Raw genomic sequence first — 14,022 nt, 5'->3', positions numbered from 1 at the left:
ATGCTGCTGCCATGGACCCGAATCGCACCTTTGGCGAAATGCCCTTGCCGCTGTTCCAGCCCGCCATGGACGAGGCGGTCCCCGCGCCGCTGCCCCCCGGCAAGGCGCCGTCCTATCTGGCCGATCACCGCGCCCGGCTGCGCGACCGCTTCATGACGGGCGGCGCGGGCGCCATGCCCGATTACGAACTGCTGGAACTGGTCCTGTTCCGCGCCATCCCCTGCCAGGACGTGAAACCCCTGGCCCGCCGCCTGATCGAGACCTTTGGGGATTTCAACCGCGTGCTGACCGCCCCCGCCGCGCGCCTGGAACAGGTCGCGGGCGTCGGCCCTGCCGTTGTCACCGAACTCAAGATCGTCGAGGCGGCGGCGCAGCGCATGGCCCGCGCCAAGGTGATGCACCGCCCGGTGCTGTCCGGCTGGGACGCGCTGCTGGATTACTGCCACACCGCCATGGCGCATCGGGAAATCGAGCAGTTCCGCGTCCTTTACCTCGACCGCAAGAACGTCCTGATCGCGGACGAGGAACAGGCCCGCGGCACCGTCGATCACGTCCCTGTCTATCCGCGCGAAATCATCCGCCGCGCGCTGGAACTGAACGCCTCGGCCCTGATTCTGGTCCACAACCACCCTTCGGGCGATCCGACCCCCTCGGACGCGGACATCACCATGACCGCCCGCATCGCCCAGGCCGCCGACAGCATGGGAATCACCATCCACGACCACCTGATCATCGGCAAGTCGCGCGAACTCAGCTTCCGCAGCCAGGGCCTGCTTTGACGTCTTCTTCATGAAAATATCCTCGGGGGTGAAGGCCGCTTGCGGCCGAGGGGGCTGAAAGCCCCCTGCCCGCCCCCGCCTGCGACGAAATGCCCGCGGCAATTTTCCAACACAGATTGGTCGATGGCCCAGGGCAGGCTGGCTTACCGGCTGGACTGACAAGGAATTGAAGGCTAGAACCGCCCCCGCGAAGGCTGCGATCACACGCGGCCCGGATTGTCGTATCGGCCGGCCAATCCGGCCCGAATTGGAGAATACACCCGTGTCCCACGCAGATGACCACGTAGGCACCCGGAGGGATTTCCTCTATTATGCCACGGCGGGCGCAGGCACGGTGGCCGCCGGAGCCGCCGCCTGGACGCTTGTGAACCAGATGAACCCCTCGGCCGACGTGCAGGCCCTGGCCTCCATCCAGGTCGATGTCAGCGGGGTCGCGGAAGGCACCCAGCTGACCGTCAAGTGGCTGGGCAAGCCCGTGTTCATCCGCCGCCGCACCCCCGAGGAGATCGAGGCCGGCCGCGCCGTCGCCCTGACCGACCTCATCGACCAGAGCGCGCAGAACGCCAACGACCCGACGCTGGAAGCCACCGACCAGAACCGCACCCTGGACGAGGCCGGCGAATGGCTGGTCCAGATCGGCGTCTGCACCCATCTGGGCTGCGTGCCCATCGGCGACGGCGCGGGCGATTTCGGCGGCTGGTTCTGCCCCTGCCACGGCAGCCATTACGACACCGCCGGGCGGATCCGCAAAGGCCCGGCCCCGCAGAACCTGCACATTCCCGTCGCCGAGTTCCTCGACGACACCACCATCAAGCTGGGCTGAGGAGGGATCTCGATGGCCGGAATTCCGCACGACCATTACGAGCCCAGGACGGGCTTTGAAAAGTGGCTTTACCGCCGCCTGCCGATCGCCGGGGTGATCTATGACACGATCATGATCCCCACCCCGAAGAACCTGAACTGGATGTGGATCTGGGGCATCGTGCTGATGTTCTGCCTGGTGCTGCAGATCGTCACCGGCATCGTGCTGGTGATGCACTACACGCCGCATGTGGACATGGCCTTTGCCTCGGTCGAACACATCATGCGGAACGTGAACGGCGGCTACATGCTGCGCTATCTGCACGCGAACGGCGCATCGCTGTTCTTCGTGGCCGTTTACCTGCACATCTTCCGCAACCTGTATTACGGCAGCTACAAGGCGCCGCGCGAAGTCACCTGGATCATCGGGATGCTGATCTATCTGGCGATGATGGCCACGGCCTTCATGGGCTATGTGCTGCCCTGGGGCCAGATGTCCTTCTGGGGCGCGACCGTGATCACCGGCCTTTTCGGCGCGGTCCCGGGCGTGGGCGGCGCGATCCAGCAATGGCTACTGGGCGGACCGGCGGTGGACAACGCCACGCTGAACCGCTTCTTCTCGCTGCACTACCTGCTGCCCTTCGTGATCCTGGGCCTGGCGATCGTCCACGTTTGGGCCTTCCACACCACCGGCAACAACAACCCCACCGGGGTCGAGGTGCGCCGCACCAGCAAGGAAGACGCCCAAAAGGACACCCTGCCCTTCTGGCCCTATTTCGTGCTCAAGGATCTGTTCGCGCTTGGCGTGGTGCTGGTCGTGTTCTTCGCGGTGGTGGGCTTCATGCCGAACTACCTGGGCCACCCCGACAACTATATCGAGGCGAACCCGCTGGCGACGCCCGCCCATATCGTGCCGGAATGGTACTTCCTGCCCTTCTACGCGATCCTGCGCGCCTTCACGGCGGATGTCTGGATCGTGCAGATCGTCCAGTTCCTGTCCTTCGGCATCATCGACGCCAAGTTCTTCGGCGTGCTGGCGATGTTCGGCGCGATCCTGGTCATGGCGCTGGTGCCCTGGCTGGACACCAGCCGCGTGCGCTCGGGCCGCTATCGCCCGCAGTTCAAGTGGTGGTTCTGGCTGCTGGCCTTTGACTTCATGCTGCTGATGTGGTGCGGCGCGATGCCGGCCGAGGAACCCTATGCCTCGATCTCGCTGATCGCCTCGGCCTATTGGTTCGCCTATTTCCTGGTCATCCTGCCCCTGCTGGGCGTGATCGAGAAGCCCGAGCCGATGCCCGCCACCATCGAGGAAGACTACCTGGCCCATTACGAAGCGCCCACGCGCATGGCCGAGTAAGGAGAGCGATAGAATGATCCTGAGAACCAAGACGCTCTCGGCGGCGCTGGCCCTGGCGATCTCTGCCGGGGGCGCGGCCCTTGCGCAGGACGCGGCCACGCCCGCCCCGGCCCCCGCCCAGGGGACCGGAACGCAGCAATCGTCCGAACCCGCAGCCACCCCGGCCCCCGCCGGGCAGGCGGATGCGACCCCCGCCCCGGCCACCTCGCCCGACGCCACGGTCGAGGCCGGATCGGGCCTGTCCCCCACCGGCGAACGCGCGACCGCGCCCACCCAGTCGTCCGAGCCGACCTCGCCCCAGAACGCGGGTGAGCAGACCCCGATGGAAGCCCCCGAGGTTCCCGCGGTGACAACCGCGCCGGACGCAGGCGGGAACGCTGCTGCCGAAGGCGACACCGGGGCCGCTCCGGCGGCCGAGGAAGCGCCCGCCGCCGACGCTGGGGCGGAAACTGCCCCGGCAGCCGCCGAAGCCCCGGCCGCCGATCCTGCGGCCGATGCCGATGCCGATGCCGGTGCCGAGCCTGCCGGTGACGCCGTCCAGCTGACCGAAGGCGACGAGGCCGCCGTTCCGGCCGAGACCACGGGCACGGTGGTGGCCCCCGAAGGGCATGACGACATCGAGGGCACGCCCGAGGATGCCGCAAGCGATGCCGAGCCCGACAATGCCGAGGGCGGGGAAGAACACGCCGCCGCCGCCAGCCACGGCGCCCCGCATATCGAGGATATCGCCTACAGCTTCGAGGGTCCGTTCGGCAAGTTCGACCAGTTCCAGCTGCAGCGCGGGTTGCAGGTCTATACCGAGGTCTGCTCGTCCTGCCACGGCATGAAGTTCGTGCCGATCCGCACCCTGCATGACGACGGCGGCCCCGGCCTGCCCGAGGATCAGGTCCGCGCCTATGCCGCCAACCTGAACCCGGTCCTGGATCCCGAGACCGGCGAGGAACGTCCCCGCCTGCCCACCGACCACTTCCCCACCATCACGGGCGAGGGCATGGGCCCGGATCTGTCGCTGATGGCCAAGGCCCGCGCGGGCTTCCACGGCCCCTACGGCACCGGGATCAGCCAGCTGGTGAACGGCATCGGCGGGCCGGAATACATCCACGCGATCCTGACCGGCTACACGGGCGAGGAGATCGAGCAGGCGGGCACCGTGCTGTATCAGAACACCGCCTTCTCCAGCGGCAACATCGCCATGCCGCCGCCCTTGTCGGACGACCTGGTCACCTATGCGGACGGCACGCCCGCGACGGTCGATCAGATGGCCCGCGACGTGTCGGCCTTCCTGATGTGGACCGCCGAACCCAAGCTGACCCATCGCAAGCAGGTGGGGCTGGTGTCGGTGCTGCTGCTGGTCGCGCTGACCTCGCTGCTGTATCTGACGAACAAGCGGCTCTGGGCGCCGCACAAGCGCAAGTTGCATCAAAAACACTGATCGGCCTTTTCGACGATCCCGACGCGCCCCCTTTGGGGCGCGTTTTTCATTGCTGGACAAGCCGCCCGGTTCCGGCAACATCGCCCCTCGAAAAGGGAGCATCCATTCCATGGCAATCTGGAACCTCGGCTCGATCAATATCGACCATGTGTATCGGCTGGACCACCTGCCCCGCCCGGGCGAGACGCTGGCCGCCCTCGGCTATGCGCAGGGGTTGGGCGGCAAGGGCGCGAACCAGTCCATCGCAGCCGCCCGCGCGGGGGCCATCACGCATCACCTGGGGGCGATGGGCGCGGGCGACGACTGGGTGATCCAGCGGCTGGCCGACCGGGGCATCTGCACCGCCCCCATTGCCCGCCTGCCGGGCGAGGTCACCGGCCACGCCAATATCCTGCTGGACCGCCAGGCCGAGAACGCCATCGTCATCCATCCGGGCGCCAACCGGGCCATCACGCCCGCCATGCTGGAAAAGCCCCTGTCGGCCATCAAGCCGCAGGACACGCTGCTGATCCAGAACGAAACCAGCTGCCAGGTCGAGGCCGCGCGGATCGCGCGGCAGGCGGGCGCCCGCGTGATCTATTCCGCCGCGCCCTTCGACATCGCGGCGGTCCGCGCCATCCTGCCCCATGCCACGATCCTGGCCATGAACGCGGGCGAGGCCGCCGAACTGTTCGCGGCCATTCCCGGCGACCTGCCGGTCCAGGGCCTGCTGATCACGCGCGGGGCCGAGGGGGCGGAATACCGCGACCTGACCACCGGCACCCTCCACAGGCAGGCGGCCTTTGCGGTCAATCCGGTCGATACGACGGGGGCGGGCGACACCTTTGCCGGCTATTTCGCCGCAAGCCTGGACCGGGGGGATCAGGTTCCCGCCGCCCTGCGGCTGGCGGCGGGCGCGGCCGCCCTGAAGGTCACGCGGCACGGGGCGGGCGATGCCATCCCCGGACTGGAGGAGGTGCTGGCCTTCCTTGCCAACCGGACCTGACGCCTAGCCCAGCGAATAGCCCGTGCCGCGCACCGTGCGCACCGGGTTGTCGCCGCCGTTCTGCATCAAGGCCTTGCGCAGGCGGCCCACATGCACGTCGATGGTGCGCGTGTCCACATAGATGTCGCGCCCCCAGACCCGGTCCAGCAACTGTTCGCGCGTCCAGACCCGGCCCGGCTTTTCCATCAGCGTGGACAGCAGCCGGAATTCCGTCGGGCCCAGGTGCAGCGCCTGGCCCGCGCGGAAGACGCGGTGTTCGGCGGCATCCAGGATGATGTCGCCAAAGGACAGCCGTTCGCCCATGCTGGCGGGCCGCGTCCGGCGCAGCTGCGTGCGCAGGCGGGCCATCAGTTCCACCACGGAATAGGGCTTCACCACGTAATCGTCGGCCCCGGTTTCCAGGCCGCGCACCCGGTCGGTTTCCTCGCTGCGGGCGGACAGCATGATGATAGGGATCGACCGGGTGGCGGGATCGGCCTTGACCTGGCGGCAGACCTCGATGCCGGACACCCTGGGCAGCATCCAGTCCAGCACCATCAGGTCGGGCTGTTCCTCCTGCACCAGCAGCAGCGCGTCCTCTCCGTTGTCGGCGACAACGACGGCAAAGCCCTCGGCCTCAAGGTTGTATTGCAGCACCTCGCGCTGCGCGCCCTCGTCCTCGACCACCAGGACGCAGGGGGATTGGCGTGCCATCGCGTCAGCCCCCCGTGTCGGGGCTGATCCCCGGCACGCTGTTGTCCTTGGGGCGGCTTTCGTCGGGCAACTCGCCCGTGACCAGATAGATCACCTGTTCGGCGATGGCGGTGGCAAGATCGCCCATCCGTTCGACGTTCTTGGCGATGAAATGCAGGTGCATGCAGGCGGTGATGTTGCGCGGGTCTTCCATCATGTGGGTCAGGAATTCGCGGAACAGGGCGTTGTACATCTGGTCCACCTCCAGGTCGCGCTGGCGCACGTCGCCTGCCAGCCCGGCATCGCGGCGGATATAGCTGTCCAGCGCGTCCTGGACCATCTTGCCCACCGCCCCGCTCATCCGGCGGAGCGCCAGGCCCGCGCCGTCGATGGGGGGCATCTGCGACAGCACATGGGTGCGCTTGGCCATGTTCTTGGCGTAATCGCCCACCCGTTCCAGCGCATGGGCGATCTTCATCACCGCCAGCACCATGCGCAGGTCGGTGGCGGTGGGGGCGCGCAGGGCGATCAGGCGGGCCGCGTCCTCGTTGATCTGCAGTTCCAGCGCGTCGATGGCCTTGTCGCGGCGGCGGACCTGTTCGGCCAGGTCCACGTCGCTGGTTTCCAGCGCGGTGGCGGCATCGGAAATGGCGGCCTCGACCATGCCGCCCATCTTGACGGCCAGGGCCTGGATCGTTTCCAGGTCGCGGTCGAAGGCCGAGGAGATGTGCTTCTCGCGGTTCATGTGTCCTGCCCCCTGTGTCAGCCGATCCGGCCCGAGATATAGGCCTCGGTCCGGCTGTCCTTCGGCCTGGTGAAGATGTCGTCGGTGTCGCCGTATTCGACCAGGTTGCCCAGGTGGAAGAAGGCGGTCTTCTGGCTGACGCGCGCGGCCTGCTGCATCGAATGGGTGACGATCACCACGGAAAACCGGCTGCGCAGTTCCTCGATCAGTTCCTCGACCTGGGCGGTGGCGATGGGGTCCAGCGCAGAACAGGGTTCGTCCATCAGCAGGACTTCGGGGGACGTGGCGACCGCGCGGGCGATGCACAGCCGCTGCTGCTGGCCGCCCGACAGGCCGGTGCCGGGTTCCCCCAGCCGGTCCTTGACCTCGTTCCACAGGGCCGCGCCGCGCAGGGCGCCTTCGACGATGCCGTCCAGTTCGGCGCGGTTGCGGGCCAGGCCATGGATGCGGGGGCCGTAGGCCACGTTGTCATAGATCGACTTGGGAAACGGGTTCGGCTTCTGGAAGACCATGCCGACCTTGGCGCGCAATTGCACGGGATCCACCCGGCGGTCATAGATGTCCTCGTTGTCCAGCAGGATCCGGCCCTCGACCCGGGCGATGGGGATGGTGTCGTTCATGCGGTTGATGCAGCGCAGAAAGGTGGACTTGCCGCAGCCCGAAGGGCCGATGAAGGCCGTCACGGTCTTGTCCAGGATGTCCACGTCCACGTCCTTCAGCGCGTGCTTGTCGCCGTAATAGACCTGCACCTTGCGGGCCTGGATCTTGATGTCGTCGGGGGTCACGGCATTCTCCACGCGGCGGTTCGTATCGTACATATGGGGGTTCCCTTGGGGCGTTTACCAGCGGCGCTCGAACTTGCGGCGCAGCCAGATGGCCAGCACGTTCATGCACAGAAGAAAGACCAGCAGCACGATGATCGCCCCGGATGCCCGCTCGATGAAGGCCGGATCCGACCGCTGCGTCCAGTTATAGACCTGCACCGGCAGGGCCGATGCCGGGTCGAACAGCCCTGATGGCAGCCCCGAGGGGATGTCGCGGATAAAGGCCACCATGCCGATCAGCAGCAAGGGCGCGGTTTCCCCCAGGGCTTGGGCCAGGCCCAGGATCATGCCGGTCAGGATGCCGGGCGTCGCCAGCGGCAGGACATGGTGGAAGACCGACTGCATCTTCGACGCGCCCACGCCCAGGGCCGCGTCGCGGATCGACGGCGGCACGGCCTTCAGCGCGGCGCGGGTGGGAATGATGATGCGCGGCAGGGTCATCAGCGTCAGCACCAGCCCGCCCACGATGGGCGCCGATTGCGGCAGGCCCGCAAAGTTGATGAAGGCCGCAAGCCCCAGGATCCCGAAGACGATCGAGGGCACCGCGGCGAGGTTCGAGATGTTGACCTCGATGATGTCGGTACAGCGGTTCTTGGGGGCGAATTCCTCCAGATAGATGCTGGCCGCGATGCCGATGGGCACCGCCAGCACCAGCACCACCAGCATCATGTAGAACGACCCCACGATGGCCGCGCCCACGCCCGCCGCCTCGGGGCGCTGGTCAGAGGCGTCGGCAAGCCTCAGGAAGTTCCAGTTGAAGCGGGTGACGATCATCCCCCGGTCGGCCAGCGCCTGCGCCAGTTGCAACTGCCGGGGCGAGGTGTTGCTGTCGCGCTCCGCGCTTTCCATCGTCACGCGGCCCTTGAAGTAGCCGTCGATGCGGCCTCCGGTCAGCACGTCGAATGCGACGGTCTGGCCGACAAGCTCGGGTTCGGCCAGCACGCGGTTGCGCACCTGGGCCGAGGCTTCCCTGGAAACCAGCCCCTTGATGTCCTTCTCCGTCAATCCCTCGACCTGGATGGCCTCGCGCGCGACGGCATCCCCCACCGCCTTGTCCAGCACCTTGCCATAGGTCAGGGTCAGCACCTTGGCCATTTCGGCCGGGTCGCGGTTGCCCTTGGGGTCCAGGACGGCTGCGTCCAGCGTGACGGGGATGTTCAGGTAGGTCTGGCGAAAGGCCCCCGCCCCGTCCGTCAGGATCGTCGCCAGCAGCACCACAAGCGCGATCATGGAAATGGCGATGGCCCCGATGCCATACCAGCGAAAGCGTCTCTCGGCGGCGTTGCGGGCCCTGGTGCGCGCATCCTGCCGCAACAGGGATGCGGGCTTGCGGTCGGGATTATCGGTCATTCGTATTGCTCGCGATATTTGCGCACGATGATCAGCGCAACCACGTTCAGCGCCAGGGTGATGACGAACAGCGTCAGCCCCAGGGCGAATGCCACCAGCGTCTCGGGCGAGTTGAAGTCGCTGTCGCCGGTCAGCTGGCTGACGATCTTGACGGTGATGGTGGTCATCGCCTCCAGCGGGTTGAGGCTCATCTGGGCTGCGGCCCCGGCGCCCAGGACCACGATCATGGTTTCCCCGATGGCGCGGCTGGCGGCCAGAAGGACCGCGCCGACGATGCCCGGAAGGGCCGCGGGCAGCACCACCTGGCGCACGGTTTCCGACGGGGTGGACCCCAGGCCAAGCGCCCCGTCGCGCAGGGATTGCGGCACGGCGTTGATGATGTCGTCGCTGAGCGAGCTGACGAAGGGGATCAGCATGATCCCCATGACCAGCCCGGCGGTCAGGACCGAGGTGCCCGAATTGCCGAGCCCCAGCGGTTGCGCAAAGTAATCGCGCAGCAGCGGCCCCACGGTGATCAGCGCGAACAGGCCATAGACGATGGTGGGGATGCCCGCCAGAACCTCGATGGCCGGTTTCACGACGCCGCGCACCCGGCGGGACGCGTATTCGGACATGTAGACGGCGGCGAACAGCCCGATGGGCACCGCCACCAGAAGCGCGATGGCCGAGACATAGAGCGTGCCCCACAGCAGCGGCACGATGCCCAGTTGCGAATTGCCCTGGAAGCGCGGCGTCCATTCGGTGCCGAAGAAGAAGGTCTTCCAGTCGTAAAGCTGGAAGAAGCGTCCGGTCTCGAAGACCAGCGACAGGATGATCCCCAGCGTGGTCACGATGGCGATCAGCGAACACAGCATCAGAAGGCCCAGCACCATGCGCTCGACCGCGTTGCGGGCCTGGTAGCCCTGGCCGATCCGCGTGACGCCGATGCCAAGGCCCGCGATCGCGGCGACCAGGGCCAGGATGCCGATGACCGGCATGGCCCCGACCGTCAGCACGCCCGCCAGGCGCAGCATCGACCCTGCGGCCAGCACCGCCAGCGGCGGCAGCAGCGCGGTCAGGGCGACGCTGGCGCCGTGATAGGTCGGGCGGCTGTGCAACTGGCGCGCGTCCGGCCCGGCCGAGGCGAAGGCGCGGCTGCGGCCGACGATGTAACCGGCGGCGGCCAGCAGGAATGTTGCAAGAATGGCCCATGACAGCGGCATTCGGGCGGTCCTTCACGGAAAAGCGGAAAGGCGGCACGGGCTTTCCCGTGCCGCCCGGGCGTTATTGCAGGGTCGTCCCGGCGGCGACGGCTTCCTGGGTCGCGGCCAGATCCGGATCCGAGACCAAGCCATATTCGGCCAGCGGGCCATCGGGACCGGCGATCTCGTCGGCCACGAAGAATTCGACGAATTCCTGAAGGCCCTGGATTTCGCCGATATGCGCCTTCTTCACATAGAAGAACAGCGGCCGCGACACCGGGTATTCGCCCGAGGCGATGGTTTCCGTGGACGGCGTGACGCCGCCGATGGTGCCGACCTTCAGCTTGTCGGTGTTGTTCTCATAGAAGGACAGGCCGAACACGCCGATCCCGCCCGGCGAGGACTGGATGCGGGCCAGGGTTTCGGTGTAATCGCCGTCGATGTCCACGGCGCGTCCATCGGTGCGCAGCGTGGTGCAGGCTTCCTCGGCCGCGTCCTCGTCCATGCCGGATGCGGTGAAGGCCTCCATGGCGCCCGATTCCTCGCAACCGGCCAGGATCACCTTTTCCTCGAAGACCTCGCGGGTGCCGTGCTTGGTGCCGGGGATGAAGGCCAGGATCTCCTGCCGGGGCAGATCGGGGTTCACGTCCGACCAGTTGGCGGCCGTGTTGTCCACGACCTGGCCGTCGCGCACCACCTTGGCGGACAGGGCGTTGAACCAGTCGGCGGGGGTATAGGCGAAGTCCGGGCCGCTTGCGGCATTGGCGAAGACGATCCCGTCATAGCCGATGCGGATTTCCATGATGTCGGTCACCCCGTTGGCGGTGCAGGTGTCGCGTTCCGCGTCGCGGATCGGGCGGCTGGCATTGGCGATATCGATGGTGTTCGGACCCACGCCCTCGCAGAATTTCTGCAAGCCTCCGCCGGTGCCGCCGGATTCGACGACCGGGACGGGGAAATCCATGTTCTCACCGAACAGTTCGGCCACGATGGTGGAATAGGGCAGCACGGTGGACGACCCCGACACCTGGATCTGGTCGCGGGCGGCCGCAGCCGTGGCCGAGGCGGCGATCACGGCCAGGGCTGAGACGGTGAGTTTCACGGTGGACATGGATCTCTCCTGTTTTCTTCACGCCCAAAGGCTGGGGCTAGGCGTGACCTAAGCGTCCGTGGTGACGCTTGTGCGAAAGAAGCGTGACCCTTTTATGACAGCGGGCCGGTTTTTGACAGTCCCGCGTCAGTTTTCCGGCAATGCGCCGATCCGGCCCCGCTGCCCGCCGGTCTGGGCGCGGTCCATGAGCAGGTGGTCCAGGATCACGCAGGCGGCCATGGCCTCGGCCACGGGCACGGCGCGGATGCCCACGCAGGGGTCATGGCGGCCCTTGGTGATGAGGTCGATCTCGCGGCCCTGCCGGTCGATGGTGCGGCGGGGGGTGGTGATGGAACTGGTCGGCTTGACCGAGAAGCGGACCACGATCGGCTGGCCGGTGCTGATGCCCCCCAGGATGCCGCCCGCGTGGTTGGACAGATAGATCGGGCCATCGTTGCCCATGCGGATCTCGTCGGCATTGTCGGTGCCGGTCAGGGCGGCGGCACCCATGCCCTCGCCGATCTCGACGCCCTTCACGGCATTGATCGACATCATCGCGGCGGCCAGGTCGGTGTCCAGTTTCGCATAGACCGGCGCGCCGAGGCCGGGCGGGCAGCCCTCGACCAGCACCTCGACGGCAGCGCCGACGCTGTCCTGCGCCTTGCGGATGCCGTCCAGGTAGTCGGACCACTGGTCCACGGCACTGGCGTCGGGCAGGAAGAACGGGTTGTCGCCGATAGCATTCGCGTCGAACTTCGCGCGGTCCAGGTGCAGCGTCCCCATCTGCACCATGTATCCGGTGATCCGCAGGTCGGGCAGCAGGTCGCGCAGCACGGCCTGCGCCACGCCGCCCGCCGCGACCCGCGCCGCGGTTTCGCGCGCGCTTGACCTGCCGCCGCCGCGATAATCGCGATGGCCGTATTTCAGGTGATAGGTGATGTCGGCATGGCCGGGGCGGAAGGCCTGGGCGATCTCTCCGTAATCCTTGGACCGCTGGTCGGTGTTCTCGATCATCAACTGGATCGGCGTGCCGGTGGTGCGGCCCTCGAAGGTGCCCGACAGGATGCGGACCTGGTCGGCTTCGCGGCGCTGCGTGGTGTGCTTCGACGTGCCGGGGCGGCGGCGGTCCAGGAATTGCTGGATCCAGGCCTCGTCCAGGGCCACGCCGGGGGGCACGCCATCGACGGTGGCGCCCAGGGCGGGGCCGTGGCTTTCGCCCCAAGTGGTGAACCGGAACGCGCGGCCGAAGGTGTTGAAGCTCATGCAGTCTCTCCGGTCAGGGCTTTGAGTTCATAGATCAGTTCCAGCGCCTCGCGCGGGGTCAGGGCGTCGGGGTGGATGTCCCTCATGCGCGCGTCCAGCGGGCTTTCCTTGGGCTTGGGCGCAACAGGCGCGGGCGGCACGGCGCGGAACAGGGGCAGGTCGTCGATCAGGGCGGCGGGACGGGCCGCGCCGTCCCGTTCTCCCGATTCCAGCGCGTCCAGCACGGCGCGGGCGCGTTCGACCACCGATGCAGGCAGCCCCGCCAGACGCGCGACCTGCACGCCATAGCTGCGGTCTGCCGCGCCCTTGCGAACCTCATGGAGGAAGATCACCTCGCCTTCCCATTCGCGCACGGCGACGGTGGCGTTTTCCACGCCGTCCAGCTTGGCGGAAAGCGCCGTCATCTCGTGGTAATGGGTGGCGAACAGCGCGCGGCAGCGGTTGGCGGCGTGCAGATGCTCCATCACCGCCCAGGCGATGGACAGCCCGTCCCAAGTGGCGGTGCCGCGCCCGATCTCGTCCAGGATCACCAGGGCGCGGTCGTCGGCTTGGTTGAGGATCGCGGCGGTCTCGACCATCTCGACCATGAAGGTGGACCGGCCCCGCGCGAGGTCGTCGGCGGCGCCCACGCGGCTGAACAACTGGCTGACCAGGCCGATATGGGCGCGGCGGGCGGGGACAAAAGCCCCCGCCTGCGCCAGCACGGCGATCAGCGCGTTCTGGCGCAGGAAGGTGGATTTACCCGCCATGTTCGGGCCGGTCAGCAGCCAGATCGCCGGGGTTTCCCCTTCGGTCAGGGCGCAGTCATTGGCGACGAAGCTTTCCGCCTTGCGCTTCAGGGCGCGTTCCACGACCGGGTGGCGGCCCCCTTCGATCACGAAGGCGCGGCTGTCATCGACCAGGGGCCGCGTCCACCCCTCGCCCGTGGCGATGTCGGCAAAGGCTGCGGCCAGGTCGATCTCGGCCAGCGCGCGGGCGGCCTGCCCGATGGGGGCGGCGCGGTCCAGCACCGCCGCGCGCAGGCGGTCAAAGATGGCCCGCTCGATTTCCAGCGCGCGGTCGCGGGCGTTGAGGATCCGCGTCTCAAGCTCCGACAATTCCACGGTGGTGAAGCGGATCTGGTTGGCGGTGGTCTGGCGGTGGATGAAGGTCGCGTTCAGCGGCGGCGCCATCATGCGTTCGGCATGGGTGGTCGTCGTCTCGATGAAATAGCCCAAGACGTTGTTGTGCTTGATCTTGAGGCTTTGCACGCCCGCCAGCGCCGCATAATCGGCCTGCATCCCGGCGATCACGCCCCGGCCTTCGTCACGCAGCCGCCGCGTCTGGTCCAGATCGTCGTCGTAGCCCGCAGCCACAAAGCCGCCATCGCGGGCCAGCAGCGGGGGTTCCGCCACCAAGGCGTCGTCCAGCAGGCCGATCAGATCATCGTGCCCGGTCAGGTCGCGCGCGGCCTCGGCCAGCACCGGCGCGGCATCCCCCGGCAGCCGCGCCGCGATGGCCGCGCCCTGCGCCAGCCCCGCCCGGATCGCGGCCAGATCGCGCG

General features: G+C 67.7%; 13 protein-coding genes. 5 read left to right on the top strand and 8 right to left on the bottom strand.

Annotated features, from left to right (window positions below):
- Positions 1–11 precede the first annotated feature (11 nt).
- The 5 genes from radC (at position 12) to JX613_RS10980 (ending at position 5,354) form a co-directional block, all read left to right on the top strand.
- Complete coding sequence (gene radC / locus JX613_RS11000; RefSeq protein ID WP_207101510.1) at positions 12–779, top strand: RadC family protein; 768 nt, start codon at positions 12–14, stop codon at positions 777–779.
- A gap of 262 nt (positions 780–1,041) precedes the next feature.
- Positions 1,042–1,602 (top strand): ubiquinol-cytochrome c reductase iron-sulfur subunit, encoded by a 561-nt coding sequence (petA, locus tag JX613_RS10995; protein WP_207101509.1) that lies wholly within the window; start codon positions 1,042–1,044, stop codon positions 1,600–1,602.
- 12 nt (positions 1,603–1,614) lie between these two features.
- A complete protein-coding gene (gene petB / locus JX613_RS10990) occupies positions 1,615–2,937 on the top strand; it encodes a cytochrome b (protein ID WP_207101508.1) in 1,323 nt (440 codons plus the stop codon).
- A 13-nt stretch (positions 2,938–2,950) separates the two neighbouring features.
- Positions 2,951–4,369 carry a cytochrome c1 gene (locus JX613_RS20180; RefSeq protein WP_207101507.1) on the top strand — a complete coding sequence of 473 codons (1,419 nt, stop codon included), beginning with the start codon at positions 2,951–2,953 and terminating at the stop codon, positions 4,367–4,369.
- A 109-nt stretch (positions 4,370–4,478) separates the two neighbouring features.
- Complete coding sequence (locus JX613_RS10980; RefSeq protein ID WP_207101506.1) at positions 4,479–5,354, top strand: ribokinase; 876 nt, start codon at positions 4,479–4,481, stop codon at positions 5,352–5,354.
- 3 nt (positions 5,355–5,357) lie between these two features.
- Here JX613_RS10980 and phoB read toward each other — a convergent pair whose 3' ends face one another.
- The 8 genes from phoB to mutS form a co-directional block, all read right to left on the bottom strand.
- The gene (gene phoB, locus JX613_RS10975; protein ID WP_207101505.1) at positions 5,358–6,047 is read right to left on the bottom strand and encodes a phosphate regulon transcriptional regulator PhoB; all 690 of its coding nucleotides are present in this window, start codon (positions 6,045–6,047) and stop codon (positions 5,358–5,360) included.
- A gap of 4 nt (positions 6,048–6,051) precedes the next feature.
- Entirely contained in the window at positions 6,052–6,771 is a 720-nt protein-coding gene (gene phoU / locus JX613_RS10970; RefSeq protein WP_207101504.1) for a phosphate signaling complex protein PhoU, read from the bottom strand.
- A gap of 17 nt (positions 6,772–6,788) precedes the next feature.
- Complete coding sequence (pstB, locus tag JX613_RS10965; RefSeq protein ID WP_207101503.1) at positions 6,789–7,589, bottom strand: phosphate ABC transporter ATP-binding protein PstB; 801 nt, start codon at positions 7,587–7,589, stop codon at positions 6,789–6,791.
- Between the two features lie 21 nt (positions 7,590–7,610).
- Positions 7,611–8,945 carry a phosphate ABC transporter permease PstA gene (gene pstA, locus JX613_RS10960; RefSeq protein WP_207101502.1) on the bottom strand — a complete coding sequence of 445 codons (1,335 nt, stop codon included), beginning with the start codon at positions 8,943–8,945 and terminating at the stop codon, positions 7,611–7,613.
- A complete protein-coding gene (pstC, locus tag JX613_RS10955; RefSeq protein ID WP_207101501.1) occupies positions 8,942–10,147 on the bottom strand; it encodes a phosphate ABC transporter permease subunit PstC in 1,206 nt (401 codons plus the stop codon). Before pstC ends, pstA begins: the two co-directional genes overlap by 4 nt.
- Before the next feature lie 61 nt (positions 10,148–10,208).
- A complete protein-coding gene (locus JX613_RS10950; protein ID WP_207101500.1) occupies positions 10,209–11,237 on the bottom strand; it encodes a substrate-binding domain-containing protein in 1,029 nt (342 codons plus the stop codon).
- A gap of 126 nt (positions 11,238–11,363) precedes the next feature.
- Positions 11,364–12,479 carry a chorismate synthase gene (gene aroC / locus JX613_RS10945; RefSeq protein ID WP_207101499.1) on the bottom strand — a complete coding sequence of 372 codons (1,116 nt, stop codon included), beginning with the start codon at positions 12,477–12,479 and terminating at the stop codon, positions 11,364–11,366.
- Positions 12,476–14,022, bottom strand: a 1,547-nt coding sequence (gene mutS / locus JX613_RS10940; protein WP_207101498.1) for a DNA mismatch repair protein MutS, incomplete at its 5' end; no start/stop codon positions are given. The genes aroC and mutS, both read right to left, overlap by 4 nt.

It is taken from the genome of Paracoccus shandongensis (genome assembly GCF_017315735.1).
Lineage (GTDB): Bacteria > Pseudomonadota > Alphaproteobacteria > Rhodobacterales > Rhodobacteraceae > Paracoccus > Paracoccus shandongensis.
Note: the sequence above shows the minus strand (reverse complement) of the source record. Positions and strands in the feature narration are given on the sequence as shown.

What these genes read in the sequence shown, in the direction of transcription:
- aroC (WP_207101499.1), bottom strand. Translation starts at nt 12,479, where the DNA reads ATGAGCTTCAACACCTTCGGCCGCGCGTTCCGGTTCACCACTTGGGGC.
- JX613_RS20180 (WP_207101507.1), top strand. Translation starts at nt 2,951, where the DNA reads ATGATCCTGAGAACCAAGACGCTCTCGGCGGCGCTGGCCCTGGCGATC.
- petB (WP_207101508.1), top strand. Translation starts at nt 1,615, where the DNA reads ATGGCCGGAATTCCGCACGACCATTACGAGCCCAGGACGGGCTTTGAA.
- JX613_RS10950 (WP_207101500.1), bottom strand. Translation starts at nt 11,237, where the DNA reads ATGTCCACCGTGAAACTCACCGTCTCAGCCCTGGCCGTGATCGCCGCC.
- radC (WP_207101510.1), top strand. Translation starts at nt 12, where the DNA reads ATGGACCCGAATCGCACCTTTGGCGAAATGCCCTTGCCGCTGTTCCAG.
- phoU (WP_207101504.1), bottom strand. Translation starts at nt 6,771, where the DNA reads ATGAACCGCGAGAAGCACATCTCCTCGGCCTTCGACCGCGACCTGGAA.
- pstB (WP_207101503.1), bottom strand. Translation starts at nt 7,589, where the DNA reads ATGTACGATACGAACCGCCGCGTGGAGAATGCCGTGACCCCCGACGAC.
- pstA (WP_207101502.1), bottom strand. Translation starts at nt 8,945, where the DNA reads ATGACCGATAATCCCGACCGCAAGCCCGCATCCCTGTTGCGGCAGGAT.
- JX613_RS10980 (WP_207101506.1), top strand. Translation starts at nt 4,479, where the DNA reads ATGGCAATCTGGAACCTCGGCTCGATCAATATCGACCATGTGTATCGG.
- pstC (WP_207101501.1), bottom strand. Translation starts at nt 10,147, where the DNA reads ATGCCGCTGTCATGGGCCATTCTTGCAACATTCCTGCTGGCCGCCGCC.
- phoB (WP_207101505.1), bottom strand. Translation starts at nt 6,047, where the DNA reads ATGGCACGCCAATCCCCCTGCGTCCTGGTGGTCGAGGACGAGGGCGCG.